The following is a 19,884-nucleotide window of genomic DNA, read 5'->3' on the forward strand; positions in this document are numbered from 1 at the left end:
CACCCGGACCGAGGATGGCGTGGCGTCAGAGGTCGAAGTCGAACTCGGCGAGTTGCTTCTGCAAGCGACGTTCTTCCAGCAGATTGTCGATGGTGCGACGTTTGCTGAGGTTGGTCTTTGCCACTTCAACAACGGGTTCCACGTCATCGGCCTCTGCCGGCGTGAAATCTTCATCTACATCCAGGTCTTCTTTATCGGTGCTCATAAGTCACTCCAAGCCAAGAGGGCCATTGGCGCACCTTATAGCGAGAATCCTTGAGCTGGTAAAAAAGATTTTTTCAATCGACCTGGTACATATTTCACTATCTTCTCAATCGTCAGAGGTTTTCTGCTTGTATTCGCACAAGTCCTCGATCCGGCAGCTACCGCAGCGCGGTTTGCGCGCCTGGCATACATAGCGCCCGTGCAGGATCAACCAATGGTGTGCGTCGAGCAGGTAGGCCTTGGGTACGAACTTCATCAATGCCTTCTCGACTTCAAGCACCGTTTTGCCGGGCGCAATGCCTGTACGGTTGCTGACCCGGAAAATATGCGTGTCCACTGCCATCGCCACTTGCCGGAACGCTGTGTTGAGTACCACGTTGGCAGTCTTGCGGCCTACGCCGGGCAGCGCTTCGAGTGCTTCGCGGGTTTCCGGCACCTGGCTTGCGTGTTTTTCAATCAACAGGCGACAGGTTTCGATAACGTTGCGGGCCTTGCTGTTGTAAAGCCCGATGGTCTTGATGTACGCCGACAGTCCGTCGACCCCCAGCGCATGAATGGCTTCGGGGGTGTTGGCGACAGGGTACAACTTGGCCGTGGCCTTGTTGACACTGACGTCCGTGGCCTGGGCTGAAAGAATCACCGCGATCAGCAGCTCGAACGGCGTGGTATAGGCCAGTTCTGTCTTGGGCTCAGGGTTGTCTTCGTGCAGCCTGCGAAAGATTTCCAGGCGTTTGGCAGCATTCATGGGGTCAAAGGTTTCCTTGACGACGTAAGGGGGCTCGCCCATGGCAAACCCGGTTGTACAGGGCCAGTAGCAGGCCCATCAATATCAGCGCCCCAGGCAGCAGGGCGGCCAGGCGAATTCCTGCCCATTGCGCCAGAAACTCGCGGCCAGCACCCAGGCCCAAGGCCAGGGCAGCAAAACCGAGCAACACGATGGCTGATTGCCGCAAGGTCTGGGTGTCGCCACGGGCGTGTTCAAACACCAGGCATTGTACGGCGATCAGTGCCGGATAAGGGCCAAGCGCCAGGTACAACGGCAGGGCCCAGGTACGAAGCCCAAGCTCCAGGCAGGTGGTCAACCCCGCCGATAGCAGTACGCTGGCAATCAGCCTGCCGGGGCCGTCGAGCCAGCGGTGCAGTGGGCTCATTGCCAGGTGGTGCAGGGTGATCACCAGGACACTCAGGCCGGCAATGGCGCCAGCGTTGTGTAGCGTCTGAGTGGCGCCCAGCAGCGGCGCCAGGCTTACGGCGGCAAGCCATTGCTTATTCATTGCTGCGCTCTCCCAGTAACACCTGCCGATGCTCGTCGAAGTAGCGCAAGGCGTCGTGCACGGCATGAATGACGGCGCGGGAGGTGATGGTAGCCCCCGCCAACTGATCGAATTGACCGTTGTCGCGCTTGAGCGACCAGGCGGCGTCGGGAGTCGTCTGCCGGCTGTTCCCGACAAAGCCCTGCAGCCAGTGGTTGTCTGGTGCTGCCACGGCGGCGCCAAGGCCTGGCGTCTCTTGCTGGCGCAGTACCTTGCTGCCGATCAGGCGTCCTTGTGAATCAATGGCGATCAGCAGTTCAAGGGGGCCGCCATACCCCTGTGCCAGACTGTGCAGCACCACAGCGCTGGGCTGGCCCGCCAATGTGGCGCGATAGCCTGCCAGTAACCGGCTGTGGGCGAGGGGGGCGGTGTCCAGTGCCAAGGGCGCCTGCAAGGGGTGATTGTCGTAGAGAGTTTGCGGCAGCACGCTGAGCCAGGTTTGCGCCTTGAGCTGTTGTTGTGCCTGGTCGATGGCATCAGTGCCCAGGCGATGCCAGATGATGACGCTGCCGATGCTCAATGCGGCAATGAGCACCAGCAGTATCCACTTGCCTGTTGCAGACAGGTTCAAGAGGGAACCGCCTGCCGACGTTCGGCCCAGCGCTCGAGCGCCGGCACACAAAGGTTCATCAACAGCACGGCAAAGGCGGTGCCGTCGGGGTAGCTGCCCCAGGTCCGTATCAGGTAGATCAATACCCCAATTCCGATCCCGAACATCAATCGGGCCTGTGCTGACTTGGGCCCGGAGACCGGCTCGGTGGCGATGAAAAATGCTGCCAGCATGGTCGAGCCACTGAGCAAATGCAGCAGTGGTGAGCCATTGGAGTCTGAGCCCGAACCATTCCAGAACACCAGGCTCATGACGAAAAGGCTCGCCAGCAGGCCAACCGGTGCATGCCAGGTGAACACCTTGCGTTGCAGTAACAGCAAGCCACCGAGCAGAAACGCCAGGTTGGCCCACTCACTGCCCTGGCCGCCGAAATGACCAAAGCCAGGGTGACTGGCGAACAGCTCGTCCAGGGTCAGGCTGCGGTTGTTGCGCAGGGCATCGAGGACCGTGGCCTGGGCCCAGGCGTCGGGTTGTTCGGTGCCGCTCCAGGCAAACACATAGTGCAGGCTTGAGGCCAGGTCCAGCAGCTGTACGCCGGGCCACTGGGTCATGGACTGTGCAAAGGTGAGCAGCACCACGGCATAGCCGAGCATCGCCGGGTTGAACGGGTTCCTGCCAACGCCGCCGTAAAGCTGCTTGCCCAGGGCAATGGCGCTGGCGCTGGCGATGACCGGCACCCACCAGGGGGCATAGGCGGGCAAGGCAACAGCCAGCAGGCAGGCGCTGACCAGAGCGCTCCCGTCATTGAGCGAAGACCGCACCGGGCGTTGTTGCAGCTTGAGTGAAATGGCCTCGCTGGCCAGCGCCGAGCCTGCGCACAACACAAGGTTGAACAGCATCCCCCAGCCATGTTGCCAGAGCAACGTCAGCACGCCCGGCATGCACGCCAGCAGCACCAGCGACATCGTGCTGCGCAGGCGATCGCTGGAGTCAGTGGCTGGCATGATCGGCGACCGGTTGCAGGGCGTGTAGACGTGCCTGGGCGTGTTCGGCCGCTTGCTCCAGTTCAGTCAGCTGGGCCTGCTGGGCATCGTTTGGCGTAGCGCCAAAGGCAGCCCGTGCCTTGCTCAGTTGGGCCCTGCTCATGGCGGCAGCAATCTTGGCTTGTTTCAGGGCGGCATCGGCTGCGGCTGCCTTCTGCGCCTTGACCCGCTCGATGGCGGCTTTGATCGGGTCATCGGCTGTCGCGCCGGGGCTGGCAGTGCCTGGCGCCGCGGTGCGCTGGCTACGGGCCGTGCGCTCTGCCTGTTTGCGCGCCTCTTCGCGCTCCAGCCGGCTGTTGCGCAGCTCGAAGCGGCGCCGAGCCTGGTTGCGTTTACGGGTACGCGTCGCCAGGGTGTCGGCGTCAGGGTCCAACCCGCCGACAATCGCCACGATGTTGCTGGTAGCGGTCAGTGGCAGCAGGTCAATGCAGTCCACCGGACAAGGTGCCACGCACAGGTCGCAACCGGTGCATTCGGCGCTGATAACCGTGTGCATCAGTTTGGCTGCGCCGACGATGGCATCCACTGGACAGGCCTGGATGCATTTGGTGCAGCCAATGCACTCTGCTTCGCGGATGTAGGCGACTTGCGCCGGCGCAGTGCCGCGCTCAGGGTCCAGGGCAATGACCGGAACCTGCAGCAGGCTGGCCAGTGCAGCGATGGTTTCGCTACCACCGGGTGGACACTTATTGATCGCTTCGCCCTTGGCCAACCCCTCTGCATAAGGCTTGCAGCCAGGGTGGCCGCACTTTCCGCACTGGGTTTGCGGCAGCAGGGCGTCGATGCGTTGAATCAGACTCATGATGTGAATAATCCATTGAAGCCGAGAAACGCCAAGGCCATCACGCCTGCCCCGATCAACTCGATGGGCAGGCCGCGAAAGGCCAAGGGTATTGCGTTATGGTCGCTACGCTGGCGCAGGTCGTCGAACAGGCTCAGCGCCAGCCAGAAGCCCAGCCCTCCACCCAAGCCCCAAGCCAGCGTCTGCATCACTGCGTAACCACCCTGAGTGATCTGGAGGGTCAATCCCAGGAGCCCTGTATTGCCCAGCAGCAACGGCATCAAGCCGTCGAAGGGCAGGGCAGGCAGAGCGCGCGACAACAACCCCAGCAATGGCTCGATCAGCACTACGCACAGGGGCAGGAATACGAACAGGCGAAGGTACTCGAGCTGCAGGGGTTGCAGGGCAAGTCGGTAGATAAGCTGGCCCAGGCAGGTGGCAAGTGCCAGTAGCGCGAGGGTTGCCAGGCCCAGGGCATGTACCCTGCGTCGGTCGTTATCGACCGAGGGTTGCAGCAGCGGGTCGATGGCCAGCGCCTGGTGCAGGACCAGGTTGTTGATCAGCGCGGCGCTGATCAGGGCCAGGATGAGTTCGCTCATGGAAGTGCCGAATGCCAGGGCTGTTCGCCATTATCCGGCAATGACGCGAGGAAGAGAACGCCCCGGACGCAAACGTCCGGGGCGTGGGGTTTACTTGATGCGCTGGCCTGGCTTGGCACCGCTGTCGGGGCTGAGCAGGTAGATCTCTTCGCCGCCCGGGCCTGCGGCCATCACCATGCCTTCGGAGATGCCGAAGCGCATTTTGCGCGGTTTGAGGTTGGCGATCATCATGGTCAGGCGACCTTCGAGCTTGGCCGGGTCCGGGTAGGCCGACTTGATGCCGGAGAACACGTTGCGCTGCTCGTCACCGATATCCAGGGTCAGGCGCAGCAGCTTGTCGGCGCCTTCCACGGCTTCAGCCTTGAGGATCAGCGCCACACGCAGGTCGACAGCCGCGAAGGTGTCGAAATCGATCTCCGCCGACAGCGGGTCTTTGGCCAGCTCGCCGTTGCCGGTCACGACGCTGGTCTGGCTGGCGGCCAGGTCTTCTTTGGACGCGGCAACCATGGCCTCGACCTTGACCGGGTCGATGCGGCTCATCAGGGCCTTGAACGGGTTCAGCTTGTGGTTGGTCAGGCGGGTCTGGTGATCGGCCCAGGTCAGTGGCGCCACGTTGAGGAAAGCCTCGGCGTCGGCAGCCAGCAGTGGCAGTACCGGCTTGAGGAAAATCACCAGTTGGCGGAACAGGTTGATGCCTTGGGCGCAGATGGCCTGGACTTCGTCCTGCTTGCCTTCCTGCTTGGCCAACGACCACGGGGCCTTGTCGGCGATCCAGGCATTGGCGCGGTCGGCCAGGCCCATGATCTCGCGCATGGCACGGGCAAAGTCGCGGCCTTCATAGGCCTCGGCAATGCTTGGCGCTGCAGCGAGGAAGGCTTCGGTCAGCTCTGGCGCGGCGTCGCCGTCGACCATCACGCCGTCGTTGCCCTTGTGGATGAAACCGGCGCAGCGGCTGGCGATGTTGACCACCTTGCCGACCAGGTCGGAGTTGACCTTCTGGACGAAGTCTTCCAGGTTCAGGTCCAGGTCATCGACGCCACGGCCAAGCTTGGCCGCGTAGTAGTAGCGCAGGTATTCCGGCGACAGGTGGTCCAGGTAGGTACGGGCCTTGATGAACGTGCCGCGCGACTTGGACATCTTCGAGCCGTTGACGGTCAGGTAGCCGTGGACGTTGATGCCGGTCGGCTTGCGGTAGCCGGCGCCTTCGAGCATGGCAGGCCAGAACAGGGCGTGGAAGTTGACGATGTCCTTGCCGATGAAGTGGTAGAGCTCGGCCTTGGAGTCCTTGTTCCAGAACGCGTCGAAGTCCAGCTCCGGGCGGCGGTCACACAGGTTCTTGAAGCTGGCCATGTAGCCGATCGGCGCATCCAGCCAGACATAGAAGTACTTGCCGGGCTCGTCAGGGATCTCGAAGCCGAAGTACGGGGCGTCACGGGAGATGTCCCATTCCTGCAGGCCAGCATCCAGCCACTCGGCGATCTTGTTGGCCACGGCGTCTTGCAAGGTGCCGCTGCGGGTCCACTGTTGAAGCATGGCCTGGAAGTCAGGCAGCTTGAAGAAGAAGTGCTGGGAGTCCTTGAGCACCGGGGTGGCACCGGAAATCGCCGACTTCGGGTTCTTCAGCTCGGTGGGCGCGTAGGTGGCACCGCATTTTTCGCAGTTGTCGCCGTACTGGTCGTCGGCGGCACACTTGGGGCAGGTGCCCTTGATGAAACGGTCGGCCAGGAACATTTTCTTGTCCGGGTCGAAGTACTGGGTGATCGAGCGGGTGGCAATGTGCCCGGCATCACGCAGCTTGAGGTAGATCTGGCTCGACAGCTCGCGGTTTTCTTCGGCGTGGGTCGAGTGGAAATTGTCGAAATCCACCAGGAAGTCGGCGAAATCCCCACTGTGCTCGGCCTGGACGGCGGCAATCAGTTGCTCCGGGGTGATGCCCTCCTTCTCGGCGCGCAGCATGATGGCCGACCCATGGGCGTCGTCTGCACAGACATACACGCACTGGTTGCCGCGATGCTTCTGAAAGCGCACCCACATGTCTGTCTGGATGTACTCGAGCATATGGCCAAGGTGGATCGAACCATTGGCATAGGGCAGGGCGCTGGTGACGAGAATCTGACGGGGCTCGGACATGGGGGCTCGGCTACTTTTTTCGGCTACTTGAGATGAAACGGTGATCGGCCACTATAAAACGCCGGGAAATTTATTTCACCCCATGTACGTATCTATGGATGTTTCGCGGGTTAGCATAGTCGCCTGTTTTACTCAGTCTTTATCACGGGAGTCTCCATGAGTGCCGTCACTCGCGCAGCCGTCGAAGCCGTTCTTCGCCAGTACACCGACCCTTATCTGAACCAGGACCCGGTCAGCGCCGGTTGTGTGCAGGCCATCGACATCCAGGGCGACCGGGTCAATGTTCAGCTACAGCTCGGTTATGCCGCCGGTCTGTTCAAGAATGGCTGGGCCCAGGTCCTGCAAACGGCCGTCGAGGGTATCGACGGCGTCGCCGCAGCGAAGGTCGAGATCAGTTGCGTGATTGCCGAGCACAAGGCCCAGGCCCAGATTCCTGGCCTGGCCAACGTCAAGAACATCATTGCCGTGGCCTCGGGCAAGGGGGGGGTGGGCAAATCCACTACCGCCGCTAACCTGGCGTTGGCGCTGGCGCGTGAAGGCGCCCGCGTGGGCATTCTGGATGCGGACATCTACGGTCCGAGCCAGGGTGTGATGTTCGGTATACCCGAGCGCACTCGCCCGCAGATCCGTGACCAGAAGTGGTTCGTGCCGCTCAAGGCCCATGGCGTAGAAGTAATGTCGATGGCGTTCCTGACCGATGACAACACGCCGATGGTCTGGCGCGGTCCGATGGTGTCCGGTGCCTTGCTGCAACTGGTGACCCAGACCGCCTGGGACAACCTCGACTACCTGGTGATCGACATGCCGCCAGGCACGGGTGACATCCAGTTGACCCTGGCGCAGAAAGTGCCGGTTGCAGGTTCGGTGATCGTCACCACCCCCCAGGACCTGGCGCTGCTAGATGCCAAGAAAGGGGTCGAGATGTTCCGCAAGGTCAATATTCCGGTGCTGGGTGTGGTCGAGAACATGGCGGTCCACATCTGCTCGAACTGTGGTCATGCCGAGCATCTGTTCGGTGAGGGTGGGGGCGAGAAGCTTGCGGCGCAATATGGCGTTGAACTGCTGGCCTCGTTGCCGCTGTCGATGCTGATTCGCGAACAGGCTGACAGCGGCAAGCCGACAGCCATTGCCGAACCGGAAAGCCAGATTGCCATGGTATACCAGGAGTTGGCTCGCCAGGTGGGCGCACGGATTGTATTGCAGGAAGCGGCTGCGCCGGCAATGCCGAGCATCACCATCAGCGAGGATTGAGGCTCATCGCCGGGCGAGCCCGCTCCTACCGTAGGAGCGGGCTCGCCCGGCGAAAAAAACCGGGCATAAAAAAGCCCCGCCTGTTGAGGGCGGGGCTTTTTTCAAGCTGTAAAGCGGAAGTTAGATAACTTCTACTTCTTCAGCCTGCATGCCTTTCTGACCGCGGGTAGCGATGAAAGAAACCTGCTGGCCTTCTTTCAGGCTCTTGAAGCCGTCAGCCTTGATGGCTTTGAAGTGTACGAACAGGTCGTCACCGGATTGTGGGGTGATGAAGCCGAAGCCTTTTTCATCGTTGAACCACTTAACGGTACCGGTTTGGCGATTGGACATGGTCTGTCTCCTTGGACAAAGTTAACTACGGCTCAGGAAACGCCCTGGCCGAGACTGAGTGCAAAGAGGCAGAAAATTCATGAAGATGGGTTGATCGAGATCTTGCATCAGGTAGATATTCTCAGTGACACGTGCAGCACAGTGGCGTCACCTTAACCCTTTTTCCAGAACGTGCCAATGGTCTTGTTCAGCTTTCGCGCAAATCATGACTGACGGTGTTGGTGGGCTAGCTACAAGCCCCGCCGGGCGGGGATTCGCTGCCTTGCAGTGGATGAAACTTTGAACCCGGCGCCCGGCCCGGTAAGATGCGCCACAGAATTTCTTCACCTCGTTACTTCAGGACACCCGCCATGAGCATCAAATCGGACAAGTGGATTCGCCGCATGGCGCAGGAACACGGCATGATCGAGCCGTTCGTCGAGCGCCAGGTGCGCGGTGAGAGCGACAACCGGCTGATCTCCTTCGGTGTTTCCAGCTACGGCTACGATGTGCGCTGCGCCGACGAGTTCAAGGTCTTCACCAACATCAACTCGGCAACCGTCGATCCAAAGAATTTCGACGCTGGCAGCTTTGTCGACGTCAAGAGCGATGTCTGCATCATCCCTCCCAACTCCTTCGCCCTGGCCCGGACCGTCGAGTACTTCCGCATTCCGCGCAATGTGCTGACCATCTGCCTGGGTAAAAGCACCTATGCACGCTGCGGCATCATCGTCAACGTCACCCCGCTGGAGCCGGAGTGGGAAGGCCATGTGACCCTGGAGTTCTCCAACACCACCACCTTGCCGGCGAAAATCTACGCCAACGAGGGTGTCGCCCAGATGCTGTTCCTCGAATCCGACGAAGAGTGTGAAGTGTCCTATAAGGACCGTGGCGGCAAGTACCAGGGCCAGCGCGGCGTCACCCTGCCACGCACCTGAGCCGACAAGCCGAGGGAATTCCTTGCCGCAGGCAGACTCCAATGCAGTGAACTGTTTCGCCAGGCAACAGGCCTGGCGCACTTCACCCAGGAGCTGCCCCATGAAACTCGACCCTACCATCAGCGCCAAGCTGGCCGTGTTGCAGCCCAACCATGTCGGCGTGCTGGCCTGGTCGTTGATGGCTCATCCGCATCCGCACATCGCCCACGCCGGTGGTGTGCCTGGTCAACCTGACCCAGACACCCCCGAGACGCCGCAACCCGGTGAGGTTCCGCCTATGGAGCCGGGCGAACCGACCCTGCCTGACGAGCCGCCTCCCGCGCCTGTGGCCTGAGCCGAGCTCCAGGTTTACCGCTTCAAGGCGATAGCAGATAGCCGCTGCGGTAAGCCTGCCGACCGGCAACGTGGGCGATGACCATGCCCGCGGTGGCCATGCGGCGCAGTGAGCGTGCGTACAGCAGGCCAGGCTGGGCATTGCTCACCGGTGTCACGCGGTCATTGAGCGGGTCAATCACTTCTGCGATCAGCTGGCCTGCCTCCAGGTACTGGCCAGGTTCGACATGAAACACCAGTAGCCCGCCCAAAGGCGTTGCAACCGGCTCGACGCCTGCCAATGGCGTTGCCGGGTAGAGCAACGCAGGCATCTGGGCAGCTTCGGCTTCGATAGCGCCGTAATGCATCAGGTAATCGAGAATCGCCGTGCAGTCCTGTTTTGCCAGCGGGTGGTTCACATCGCCCTGACCACGCAGTTCGACCGTGACCGAAAAGCTGCCCTGGGGAATGGGAAACTGTTTGCCAAAGCGTTGGTGCAGCTGCCACCAGACCAGGGTGAAACACTCGTCGAACGACTGCCCGCCCGAGTCGGTGGCCAGCAGGCTGGCCTGGGTGCCGAGGTAGCGCGCCAGGGGTTCGACCTGCGGCCAGGCCTCTGGCGTGGTGTACAGGTGCGCGACGGCGTCGAAATCACAGTGCAGGTCCAGCACCATCTCCGCATCGCAGGCCAATCGTTGCAGTGTCAGGCGCTGGGATTGCAGGGGCGTGTGTGCAGGATGGGCATCCAGGGCGCGCCGCAGGTACTCGCGAATCAAGGCCACGTTGTGCGCAGGATCCTGGCTCAAGTGGGCCTCGATCTGATCACCGATAGCGTCGCTCAGGTCGACAAAGTTGCGGTTGAAGTTTTCTCCGCTTTGCAGCTCGAAACGGCCGAGCGGCACGTCCATCAGTACCTGCTCCAGGCCCACCGGGTTGGCAATCGGAACCAATACGATTTCGCGGCGCAGCATGCCCTTTGCTTCGAGCTCTGCCAGGCGCTGCTTGAGATGCCAGGCCACCAGCATGCCGGGCAGCTCGTCTGCGTGCAGTGATGCCTGGATATAAATTTTGCCGGCACCTCGTGGGCCGAAATGAAAGCTGTGAATCTGGCGGGCGATGCCTGGAACCGGCGCCAGAATGTCGTGGGTCGAGTGATGCATAACGGTCCTAGTGAGTCGGTCCTGGAAAGGTTGATATAAGCATAAAGTTTCCAGGCGCGCAGTCCCTTACTTGTAGGCGCGGGCTTGCCCCGTGATAGCAATCGTTCAGGTAGATTGCCATCGCGGAGCGAGCCCGCTGCTACGGATCAGTAACGAGCATCCACCGGCTTGCCGCCGTTGGGCCAGTCCTTGGCCTTGTCGGGGAAGTCAGGCCGGGGCTGTTGCGAGAACCACGCGGCGACATCCACCGCCTCCTGATCACTCAAGCCGCCCTGGCCCAGCGGGAAGCGTTCGTGGAAGCCGATCGGCATGTTGCGTTTGACGAAGGCCGCTGCCGTGTAGGTGCGCGCCATGCCGGCACCGATGTTGAACGACTGTTCTCCCCACAATGGCGGGAACACCAGGCTGCCATCGTCGCGTGCCAGACCTTCACCATTGCTGCCGTGACATACCGCGCATTGCTTGACGTACACCTGCTGGCCATTGGCGAGGTCTGGCTTGATAGCCGGGTCGATCTTGCCGACACCGCGTCCGGCCACCTTGTCGCCAGGCTGGGTGTTGTTCTTCATCCACTCGAAGTACGCCACCATGGCCTGCATGTCGGCCGATTGAGGCGGGATCGGCGTGCCGTTCATGGAGCGACGGAAGCAGCCGTTGATACGTTCCTCCAGGGTAATCACTTTGCCGGCGCGCGGCGCGTAGCCGGGGAAGAAGGCCGACACGCCGACAAAGGGCGAGCCGTCGGCCACGGTACCGGCGTTCAGGTGGCAGCTTGTGCAGTTCAGGGCGTTGCCGACGTTGTCGGGCAACAGTGCCTTGGTCTGCAGGTGCAGGCGCATACCGCGCACGACTTGCTCGGCGTTCGGGGCTGCCAGCAGGTCGGCCAGGCGTGGCGTCTGGAACGCGGTTGAATCAGTCGTTTGCGGGTTGAGCTGGCCACGCAGTTTCTTCACCTGCTGGGCGGTGACGGCCGGGCTGTCGTTGCCCCAGTGCCCACGTACGAAGGTGAGTATCTCGGCGATTTCCTGATCCGACAGGCGAGCGAAGCCGGGCATGGTGTAGACCCGTGAGTGGGTTGCGGTCTGCGCAGTTTTCCAGCCGGTGAGGGTGATATGCAGCAAGGAAGTCGGGTCGTTCGAGGTCACGCTGGGGTTGCCGGCAAGCGGTGGAAACATGCCTTTGACGCCTGCACCGTCGGTGCGGTGACAGTCGCTGCAGAACTGTGTGTAGCCCAGGCCGCCACGGCTGCTGTACAGGTCATCCGGCGGCATGGCCGGTGTCAGCGCTACGGCCGGCATGGGCAAGTCATGCTCTCCCGGCGGCAAGGATTTGAGGTAGCTGGCGATGGCGACGAGGTCGGCATCGCTGAAGTGCTGGGTACTGTGATGGATGACTTCAGCCATGTTGCCCGAAACGGTGGCAAAGCGATTTTGTCCGGTTTTGAGCAATTGCACGGTGTCCGGTACCGTCCACAAGTTGCGCAGGCTCAAGGCACGCCAGTGCTCTACGGTTTCGCCGGCGAGAAAGTGCTTGCCGCTGCTGCCGGCATCGCTCAGGGCTTTTTCCTGGAAGGCAATGCCCCGAGGTGTGTGGCAGGCACCGCAATGTCCCAGGCCCTGTACCAGGTAAGCCCCGCGATTGATCACAGGGTCCTGGTCGGGGTCGGCTTCAAACGGCTGGGTGTCGAGGAAGGCCCAGTTCCAGAACGCCAGGCCCCAACGCATGTTGAACGGCCAGCTCATGTTGGCAGACTGGTTGGAGCGGCTGATCGGTGGAACGTCGTGCATCAGGTAGGCAAAGAGTGCGCGCATATCCTCTTCGGTCATTTTTGCGTAGGACGGATAAGGCATGGCCGGATAGAGGTGGGTGCCGTCCGCCCTCACACCCTCGCGCATGGCCGTGTCGAACTGCTCGAAGCTGTAGCGGCCAATGCCGGTGTCCGGGTCGGGCGTAATGTTGCTGGAGTAGATAATGCCCATGGGCGTTTTCAACTGCAGGCCACCGGCCATGAGTGGGCCCTTGGGGGCGGTGTGGCAGGCGATGCAGTCGCCCAGTTGTGCCACGTACTTGCCGCGTTCGAGCTGGGTGTTGTCGACCGGTTCAGGTGGGGTTGTTGCCGGCGCTGCGTCGCTGGCGTGAAGGGTTGGGATCAACAACAACGTCGCGGCGTATAGCGCCAGACGTGAAAGGGCACAAGCCATTGCAATATTCCTTTATTCACCCGGCCTGGAGCGATCCTTGGGCGCAGGTGTGCAATCGTTTTCAGAGATCATCAGGCAGAACCGGGGCGAACTTCGCCCCAGTTTCGTTGTAAGGCAATTGCGGGCGGGGGCAGTTGATATGGATCAGCGCAGCCGGCATTGCACCGGCTGCGCGGGCAGGTAAGGTTTACTTGCCCGGTACCAGGGTCAGGCGTTTGCTGCCGTAGGCCCGGTCGAAGTTCTGCGGTTGCAGGGGCAGGCTCATGTAGCGGCCCTGGAACCAGGCATCGAGGCCATCGGCGAAATACGCACTGGCCGGATTGCCGGACTGCCCGCTGCTGGTTTGCAGTTGCAGCGGTTCGACCTGGCCGAAGTCGACCACCATGCGCAGCGACGGCGGCAATTGGGCGTTGAAGTCCTGGCCCCAGGCATACGGAGCAAGGTTCAGGGTGCTGTGATCGCCACCGGTGGCTTGCGGGCCACGTTTGACTTCATCACCCAGGCCATGGAAGGTCGGTGCAGGCCAGCGGTACTGGTGCAGCTTGCCCCATTGCCAGGCGCGGCGGTCGTTACCCAGTTGCGCTTCGCCGGCGTTGACGGCAGCCGCCAGGCTACGAGCGAGGATCGCAGGTTTGTCTTCTTTTTGCGCCGTATGCACATCGTCCCAGAAAGGACTGTCTTCCCGGCCCAGCAGGTGGTCGGCCTGCGCCGAATACGACAGGCGTGCATTTGCGACAAAGGCCTGCCAGGTGGCCGAGGACTCCGGGCCCAGTTCATCCAGGAAGGTCAACTTCGCGCTTTCCTGCAGGAACAGTTCATACAAGGTTGCATCGGCCGAGGTGGTGCTCAGTCGGCCATCGAACGCCATCAAACGGGTATAGGCTTCCCGGGCCTTGGCCCGTTGGTCGATGGGCAGGCTGTCGATGGCCTGCTTGAGCGATTGCGCCATGCCCGGTGCCTCGAACATTGCCTTGAGCTTGCCGGCGAACAGCGAAGTCTGGTCGTTCTGCATGGTAATCAGGCTACGACTGTCGTGTTTGCCGTTACCCGCCAATTGCCCCAGACGCTCGGCGCGTTCGGGGTAGTACCAGCTATTGGACAACTGCATGCCGTAGCCTTTGGGCACGCTGCGCTGATTGGCATTGCCGAGCCAGCCCTGCAGTGGGTCCTGATCGTAGGGATGCAGCATCGGGTCGGCGTAGCCATCCCAGTCGTAGCGGCCGTCCCAGCCTGGTGAAGGCAACAGTCCCTGGCCTTCGCGGCGGTTGGGGAAACGTCCGCTGACTTGCCAGCCTATGTTGCTGGCGTCGGCAAAGACGAAGTTCAGCGCGGCGGCGCCGATCTCCCGGGTGTTGTCGAAGGCTCGCTCGACGTTCTGTGCCCGCGACAGGTTGAAGAACGCATCCATGCTCATGTCACCCTTGAGCTGCGGTACTTGCAGGGCCAGACCGAGGCTGGCGTTCTGTGTGCTGCCGAGCAAGGCGCCGTGGCGGGTGTCGAACAGGGTTTCACGCTGCGGGCGCTGGCCCCTGATAAAGAAAGTTTCATTGCGGGCCAGCGTCGGTAGCCACTTGCCGTCGGCCTGGTACATCAGACGACTGCCTTCGCGCTTGAGGCGTTCCAGGAACAGGTCCTGATTATCGGCCATGACTGCACTGGTGCTCCAGGCCAGCTTGCCGTTGTAACCCGAGAGCACCAGCGGCAGACCGGCGAGGGTGACGCCGGCAGCCTGGTACTTGGGCGCACGGATCTGCACAGGGGTCATGGCCCAGGCACCGAGAGTGTCGCTGGCCAGCAGGCTCTTGCCGCTGCGGCTGCGTTGCGGGGCTATGGCCCAGTTGCTGGAGCCGGCCGTACCCAACAGGTTCAGGGCCGCCAGTTGCTGACTGGCCGCAGCCAGTGGTGCCAGGGCGCTCAATTGGCTGGAGAGGCTCAAGCCCTTGAGCTTGTCGGCCTCGGCCATCGGCAAGGGTTCGTCAGGGTAGCTGGGCAACAGCCAGGGCAGTTTGTCGCTGCCGACCTTCTGCGCCAGGGTCAAGGCGGCCAGTTCTTCCTGCAGGTTGACCGACTGGCTGAAGTTGTACAGGCAGAAGATCAGCGCCGAGTCTTCCGGTTTCCAGTACTCGGGGCGGTAGCCATATTGGGCCAGGGGGGCTGGCAGGCGGTCGCGGTAACGGAACAGGTAGGCGTTGACGCCGCGGGCATAGACTTCAAAGAAGCGCTTGAGGCGAGGCGAAGCATCGGCGTAGAGCTGGTTGGCCGTTTGCTTGAGGTTGGCAGCGCGCATCAGGCGGTCGACCTCCAGCACGTCGGCGCCGGCCATCTCGGCCAGACGACCCTGGGCCAGCAGGCGCATGCCGACCATTTGCCCGATGCGGTCACTGGCATGTACGTAGCCCAGGGCGAACAGGGCATCGTGGAAGTTGCTGCTTTCAATCAGCGGCATGCCTTGGGCATTGCGCCGCACCGAGACATTCTGCGCCAGGCCTTTGAGCGGCTGCACACCCGTACTCGGTGGCACGCTGTCGCGATAGCCGCCCATCTGGCAGCCGCCCAGGGCAAGCAAGCCGAACATCGCTGCGGCTACGCCGAACCGGGGGGGGGGAAGGGGGAAAGGCTGGCGCGGCCATGGATGGGCTCCTGCAGGGCGTGGCGACTAAAAGGCGCTACGTTAGTGAGCCCGACCACACCATGCAAGCGGGGGCGAAGCCTTTATTTTCAAAGCCTCGCGTCGATCACGGCGGTGTCAGGGTTGCGGCGGGTTGACCTGCTCGACCAGGGCATAGGCCCGTTGGGTGGCAGGACGCGCCTGAATCCGCTCGAACCACTCCTTGAGGGCCGGGAAGTCGTCGAGGTTCTGCCCTTGCCAGGTGTGCGAAACGATCCAGGGATAGATCGCCATGTCGGCGATGCTGTACTCGTTCCCGGCGACGAACGGTCTGTCCATCAGGCGTTTGTTGAGCACCCCGTACAGGCGAGCCGTCTCATCCACATAGCGCTTGATTGCATAGGGGATCTTTTCCGGGGCAAAGCGATTGAAGTGATGATTTTGCCCGGCCATCGGGCCCAGGCCGCCCATTTGCCAGAACAGCCACTGCAGGGTCTCCTGGCGGCCGCGCAGGTCGTGGGCAATGAAGCGGCCGGTTTTCTCGGCCAGGTACAAAAGGATGGCCCCGGACTCGAACAGTGACAGTGGCGGCTGGCCGTCCATTGGTTGGTGATCGACGATGGCAGGAATGCGGTTGTTGGGGGCGATCTTGAGGAAGTCGGCGGCGAACTGTTCACCTTTGCCGATATTGATCGGGTGCAGCGTGTAGGCCAGGCCAGTTTCTTCGAGAAACAGGGTGATCTTGTGGCCGTTGGGGGTGGTCCAGTAATACAGGTCGATCATGGCACGCTCCGTCGAATGACTGGCTGCTGCGCCGGCGCGCAGCGGTCGCGCCTATGCATACCACAGGCGGCGACCGCTGTTACAGGGCTGTGATCAGGCCCCGTGGCACTTCTTGAATTTCTTGTTGCTGCCGCACGGGCATGGGTCGTTTCGACCGACGTCCTTCAGGGTATTGCGCACTGGCTCCTGGGGGGCGTGGTTACAGTGCGGGCCGTGAACATGGCCGTGGTCATGGTCGTGATGATCATGATCGTGGTTGCAGTCTGGGCCATGAACATGGGGTTGTTGGGTCATTGCGGGTTACTCCGGTAAAAGATCGCCGGGAATTATCTCACCACTGCGCGACAAGTGCAGGTCACGGGTGAAGATTAATCCGCTGCTGAGCTCGCCATCGAGACGATAGTGCAGCGGCTGATCGGTATTCTTGAGCAGTTTGGCCAGGGGCTTGACCTGCGCCCAGAGGTTGGTGCGCACCGGAATCTTGAAGGTGCGCCGGGCGTGCCCGCCCACACTGCGCCACAAGCTCGATTCCCCCTCGGCCAGCAACAGTTCGTTCAAGTGCACTGTGTAGCTCAGGCTGCGGATGAACAGGCGCTCGTCATTGGGGTTGTCGACGCGCACATGAAGAACGAACTCCTGCTCCAGCAGGCGCATCTTGACCGCCTCGACCTTGACCAGGTGGACCTCGGGGTCACGGTAATCATCGCCCAGCCAACTGGCACAGCCCGTCAGTTGCAGTATCAGGAGGCTGAGCAACAACAGACGGGCCATCAACCTCAGTTACCCAGGTAGCTGGAGCAGCATTTCTTGAATTTCTGCCCGCTGGCACAGGGGCAGGGGTCGTTGCGTCCGGCCTTGAGGCCTACGGTGGGGTCGATGAAGTACCAGCGGCCGTGGTTTTGCACGAAAGCCGAGCGCTCACGGTGACTGTGTTCACCATCATTGTCGTGCCAGCGCGCTGTGAAGGTGACAAAGGCATGTTCAGGCTGGCCGCCGAACACTTCGGCACCTTCGACCTCCAGGCCCAACCAGGTGCTCTGGGTGCTCCAGGCCATGATGCTGTCGCGATCCAGTCCTGCCTGCTGCGCGGGCAGGGTGGTTGCTACCAGGTAGTCGATCAATCCCAATACGTAGGCGCTGTAGCGCGAGCGCATCAGGGCTTGCGCGTCGGGTGCCGGCTGGCCGGCATGGAAATGTCCACAACAGGCGTCGAGCAGGTTACCGCTGCCGCAGGGACAAACCGAGACACTCATTGTTTCACCACCAGTACTTGCCAAAATTTTCCGGGTTGGCCCAGAACTTGGCGTTGAGCCAGTCCGGTACCTGTTTGTATTCACGTAGATCATAGGTGAACAGGCTCAGAACCTGTTCACCACGCTGAAATTTTTCATTGGCCTGCAGGGCCAGGGCGAAAAAGTCGGTGTCTTGCCACTGGCAGGCTTCGAGGTCCGCCAGCACGGCCACGCGACTGGCATTGAGATTGCGGATACCGCCCAGCAATTGCAGGCCGTTGCGCTTGGGCAGGTGCTCCAGGCAATCGACCAGCAGGGCCAGGTCGAAGCGTTGCGCCGCCAGCTCGGCGGGCAACGGTCCAGGGGCTGCCTGGGCGATCTCGACCTGCGGGTGGGCCTGGGCAAAGGCCTCCAGGGCAGGGAAGCGCGAACCCACCAGCAGCAGGCGCTGTGGCGCATGTCGTTCAAGCAGCGCGGCCAGGGCCTGTTGCGGCGTGCGCTGGGAAAATCCGTCAATCATCGGGAATCCTCGGTCAGATGCGTCAAGACTAACGGTCCCGGGCCCCCGCGCATAGTGACTGATGGCGGCATCATGGCTTATTGCTGGCGGAGATGGATTGGCGGGTCTTTACTCCCATGAGCATCGGTTTTGCACCGAATCCCAGGAGATGCAACAAATGAGCATAGTACGCACAGCTTTACCTCTGGTTCTGCTTACCAGCGTGTTGACTGGTTGTGCAGGTTTGCAAAAAACCGACTGGCCGAAATGCGCGGCGGTCGGGGGTGTGGGCGGCGCAGCCTTGGGCGCTATAGAAAGCTCGAGTTGGGCTGGCTGGGGGGCCTTGCTGGGTGCGGGTATGGCAGCAGGTTACTGCTGGGCCCATGGCGATGGTGATGAAGATGGTGATGGTGTACCGGACAGCCGTGACAAGTGTCCGGGTACGCCTCGTGGCGTTCAGGTCGATGCCAATGGATGCCCACCTGAGCCTGCCGTGGTTGAAGAAGTAGTAGTGGTCAAGGAAGAAGTGATCGTGATTCGTGATGTTCACTTCGAATTCGACTCGGCGAAACTGACCGCAGCCGACAAGGAGCGCTTGAACACCATTGCGACTCGCCTGAAAAACGAAGCGGCAAGCGCCAGGTTGAGTGTGACCGGGCATACCGACAGTGTCGGTCGTGATGCCTACAACCAGAAACTGTCTGAACGCCGTGCCCAATCGGTCACCGATTACCTGGTGAGCAGCGGCGTACCGCAAGCCAGTTTCGTTTCGGTTCAAGGCGCCGGTGAGAGCCGTCCGGAAGCGGACAACGCTACCGCTGAAGGCCGGGCGATGAATCGGCGGGTGGAAATTCGCATCGAGCGCTGACGCGCGACGGCCTGCGGCTTGAGAAGTGCCGCGGGCCGGTCTTTACTCCTGTGTGACCGGTAGCGACCGGTGACACAGGAGCAATTCCCATGAGTGTTCTCTCCAAGGCCGCGGTATCAGTGCTGGTGGCGGCAAGCCTGCTTTCCGGTTGCGCTACTCACAGTGATGGCAGCGCACCACTCAATCAAAGGACCTGGCCAATCTGCAGCCTGCTCGGCGGACTTGTCGGCGGTGGACTGGGGGCTATTGAAAGTTCTGCATGGGCCGCGGGGGCCGGTGCCGCTGGCGCGATCGCCGGTGGGCTGATCTGCTATGCCCAGGACGGTGACGAAGATGAGGACGGCGTATTCGATCGCCGTGATAACTGTCCGGATACCCCGGCCAATACTCCGGTCAGCCATAACGGTTGCCCATTGCCACAGTATCCGGTCGCCGAAAAAGCCGAGCCTGCCCCTGTGCCCGAGGTGATTACCCTCAATGACCAGGGCGCGGTGATGTTCGCATTCGACTCTGCAGAACTGACCAGCAGCGCCCATACGCAATTGCAGGCGCTGACAAACAAGCTGAACGCCGCCAGCGTGGTCAGCGTCAAAGTGATCGGGCACACCGACAGCCAGGGGGCTGACGCTTACAACCAGACGCTTTCCGAGCGGCGAGCCAGCAGCGTTGCCGAGTACTTGATCAGCCAGGGGTTGTCTCCGGCTAAAGTCACCAGCCAGGGCCGGGGTGAGAGCGAGCCGATTGCAGACAACAACACCGAGGAGGGGCGGGCACAGAACCGCAGGGTGGAACTGCACCTGAACTAATGGCAGGGGGCATCCATGAAGGTTTTTTTGGGGTTGGGCAAGGCGCTGACGGTGGTGTTCTGGTGGGTAGTGCTGGTGAATCTGCTGATTCCCCAGGCGTTCCCCTTCAACAAACTGATCAGCGCCGTCGGGATCGGATTGTTGGGGCTGCACCTACTGGAAGTGCTGGCCTATAACGGCCGCCTGCGTGACCGCAGCCATCGCTGGTTCGATCGGTTGCAGATCCTCTTGGTCGGGATCTTTCATGTGCTTTCGATTCCGCCCCCCGTCCACGCTAAACCGTAGGAGCGGGCTTGT

21 protein-coding genes and 2 pseudogenes are annotated in these 19,884 nt (G+C 61.6%); 6 read left to right on the top strand and 17 right to left on the bottom strand.

The features are described 5' to 3' along the window. Positions 1-25 precede the first annotated feature (25 nt). The 8 genes and pseudogenes from ABVN19_RS02085 to metG all read right to left on the bottom strand — a co-directional run bounded on the left by ABVN19_RS02085 (position 26) and on the right by metG (position 6,620). Positions 26-205, bottom strand: a complete 180-nt coding sequence (locus tag ABVN19_RS02085) for a hypothetical protein (RefSeq protein WP_028943486.1) — start codon at positions 203-205, stop codon at positions 26-28. A gap of 105 nt (positions 206-310) precedes the next feature. Next, complete coding sequence (gene nth / locus ABVN19_RS02090) at positions 311-949, bottom strand: endonuclease III (RefSeq protein ID WP_028943487.1); 639 nt, start codon at positions 947-949, stop codon at positions 311-313. Between the two features lie 4 nt (positions 950-953). Continuing rightward, entirely contained in the window at positions 954-1,478 is a 525-nt protein-coding gene (locus ABVN19_RS02095) for an Rnf-Nqr domain containing protein (protein ID WP_105642213.1), read from the bottom strand. Continuing rightward, the gene (locus ABVN19_RS02100; protein ID WP_105642212.1) at positions 1,471-2,088 is read right to left on the bottom strand and encodes an RnfABCDGE type electron transport complex subunit G; all 618 of its coding nucleotides are present in this window, start codon (positions 2,086-2,088) and stop codon (positions 1,471-1,473) included. The genes ABVN19_RS02095 and ABVN19_RS02100 overlap by 8 nt, the downstream gene beginning before the upstream one ends. After that, a complete protein-coding gene (locus ABVN19_RS02105) occupies positions 2,085-3,071 on the bottom strand; it encodes an RnfABCDGE type electron transport complex subunit D (RefSeq protein WP_028943490.1) in 987 nt (328 codons plus the stop codon). Before ABVN19_RS02105 ends, ABVN19_RS02100 begins: the two co-directional genes overlap by 4 nt. 34 nt (positions 3,072-3,105) lie before the next feature. Further along, positions 3,106-3,912: pseudogene (gene rsxB / locus ABVN19_RS02110) on the bottom strand (electron transport complex subunit RsxB); the annotation flags it as partial. Beyond that, a complete protein-coding gene (locus tag ABVN19_RS02115) occupies positions 3,909-4,490 on the bottom strand; it encodes an Rnf-Nqr domain containing protein (RefSeq protein WP_028943492.1) in 582 nt (193 codons plus the stop codon). The gene ABVN19_RS02115 and the pseudogene rsxB, both read right to left, overlap by 4 nt. A gap of 90 nt (positions 4,491-4,580) precedes the next feature. Then, positions 4,581-6,620 (bottom strand): methionine--tRNA ligase, encoded by a 2,040-nt coding sequence (gene metG / locus ABVN19_RS02120; RefSeq protein ID WP_028943493.1) that lies wholly within the window; start codon positions 6,618-6,620, stop codon positions 4,581-4,583. A 156-nt stretch (positions 6,621-6,776) separates the two neighbouring features. Between metG and apbC the strand changes: the two genes are divergently transcribed. Next, positions 6,777-7,871 (top strand): iron-sulfur cluster carrier protein ApbC, encoded by a 1,095-nt coding sequence (apbC, locus tag ABVN19_RS02125; RefSeq protein WP_028943494.1) that lies wholly within the window; start codon positions 6,777-6,779, stop codon positions 7,869-7,871. A gap of 120 nt (positions 7,872-7,991) precedes the next feature. On the opposite strand, the gene ABVN19_RS02130 is transcribed toward apbC, so the two are convergent. Further along, positions 7,992-8,201: a cold-shock protein gene (locus ABVN19_RS02130; protein WP_028943495.1), complete on the bottom strand. Its 210-nt coding sequence runs from the start codon at positions 8,199-8,201 to the stop codon at positions 7,992-7,994. A 350-nt stretch (positions 8,202-8,551) separates the two neighbouring features. Here ABVN19_RS02130 and dcd point away from each other — a divergent pair, with 350 nt between their 5' ends. Next, entirely contained in the window at positions 8,552-9,118 is a 567-nt protein-coding gene (gene dcd, locus ABVN19_RS02135) for a dCTP deaminase (RefSeq protein WP_028943496.1), read from the top strand. 100 nt (positions 9,119-9,218) lie between these two features. Next, complete coding sequence (locus tag ABVN19_RS02140; protein WP_028943497.1) at positions 9,219-9,452, top strand: hypothetical protein; 234 nt, start codon at positions 9,219-9,221, stop codon at positions 9,450-9,452. 22 nt (positions 9,453-9,474) lie between these two features. Here the strand turns inward: ABVN19_RS02140 and ABVN19_RS02145 are convergent, their stop codons facing one another. The 8 genes and pseudogenes from ABVN19_RS02145 to ABVN19_RS02180 form a co-directional block, all read right to left on the bottom strand. Continuing rightward, the gene (locus ABVN19_RS02145) at positions 9,475-10,590 is read right to left on the bottom strand and encodes a succinylglutamate desuccinylase/aspartoacylase family protein (RefSeq protein WP_028943498.1); all 1,116 of its coding nucleotides are present in this window, start codon (positions 10,588-10,590) and stop codon (positions 9,475-9,477) included. Positions 10,591-10,736: 146 nt separating this feature from the next. Continuing rightward, positions 10,737-12,791, bottom strand: a complete 2,055-nt coding sequence (locus ABVN19_RS02150) for a c-type cytochrome (protein ID WP_105642210.1) — start codon at positions 12,789-12,791, stop codon at positions 10,737-10,739. Positions 12,792-12,978: 187 nt separating this feature from the next. After that, positions 12,979-15,421, bottom strand: a pseudogene (locus ABVN19_RS02155) (penicillin acylase family protein). A 116-nt stretch (positions 15,422-15,537) separates the two neighbouring features. Next, positions 15,538-16,182, bottom strand: a complete 645-nt coding sequence (locus ABVN19_RS02160) for a glutathione binding-like protein (protein WP_028943501.1) — start codon at positions 16,180-16,182, stop codon at positions 15,538-15,540. Positions 16,183-16,275: 93 nt separating this feature from the next. Continuing rightward, positions 16,276-16,476 (bottom strand): SEC-C metal-binding domain-containing protein, encoded by a 201-nt coding sequence (locus tag ABVN19_RS02165; RefSeq protein WP_036989700.1) that lies wholly within the window; start codon positions 16,474-16,476, stop codon positions 16,276-16,278. 6 nt (positions 16,477-16,482) lie between these two features. Then, positions 16,483-16,953 carry an LEA type 2 family protein gene (locus ABVN19_RS02170; protein ID WP_036989702.1) on the bottom strand — a complete coding sequence of 157 codons (471 nt, stop codon included), beginning with the start codon at positions 16,951-16,953 and terminating at the stop codon, positions 16,483-16,485. Positions 16,954-16,958: 5 nt separating this feature from the next. Further along, on the bottom strand, positions 16,959-17,435 hold the full coding sequence (locus ABVN19_RS02175; protein ID WP_028943503.1) for a YchJ family protein: 477 nt from the start codon (positions 17,433-17,435) through the stop codon (positions 16,959-16,961). A gap of 4 nt (positions 17,436-17,439) precedes the next feature. After that, a complete protein-coding gene (locus tag ABVN19_RS02180; RefSeq protein WP_028943504.1) occupies positions 17,440-17,934 on the bottom strand; it encodes a DUF6231 family protein in 495 nt (164 codons plus the stop codon). Positions 17,935-18,091: 157 nt separating this feature from the next. On the opposite strand from ABVN19_RS02180, the gene ABVN19_RS02185 reads away from it, so the two are divergent. The 3 genes from ABVN19_RS02185 to ABVN19_RS02195 all read left to right on the top strand — a co-directional run bounded on the left by ABVN19_RS02185 (position 18,092) and on the right by ABVN19_RS02195 (position 19,872). Then, on the top strand, positions 18,092-18,781 hold the full coding sequence (locus ABVN19_RS02185) for an OmpA family protein (RefSeq protein WP_028943505.1): 690 nt from the start codon (positions 18,092-18,094) through the stop codon (positions 18,779-18,781). Between the two features lie 89 nt (positions 18,782-18,870). Then, on the top strand, positions 18,871-19,587 hold the full coding sequence (locus tag ABVN19_RS02190) for an OmpA family protein (RefSeq protein WP_028943506.1): 717 nt from the start codon (positions 18,871-18,873) through the stop codon (positions 19,585-19,587). A gap of 15 nt (positions 19,588-19,602) precedes the next feature. Continuing rightward, the gene (locus ABVN19_RS02195) at positions 19,603-19,872 is read left to right on the top strand and encodes a DUF1145 domain-containing protein (RefSeq protein ID WP_028943507.1); all 270 of its coding nucleotides are present in this window, start codon (positions 19,603-19,605) and stop codon (positions 19,870-19,872) included. Positions 19,873-19,884: the final 12 nt, after the last annotated feature.

The organism is Pseudomonas vranovensis, assembly GCF_040438935.1.
GTDB lineage: Bacteria > Pseudomonadota > Gammaproteobacteria > Pseudomonadales > Pseudomonadaceae > Aquipseudomonas > Aquipseudomonas vranovensis.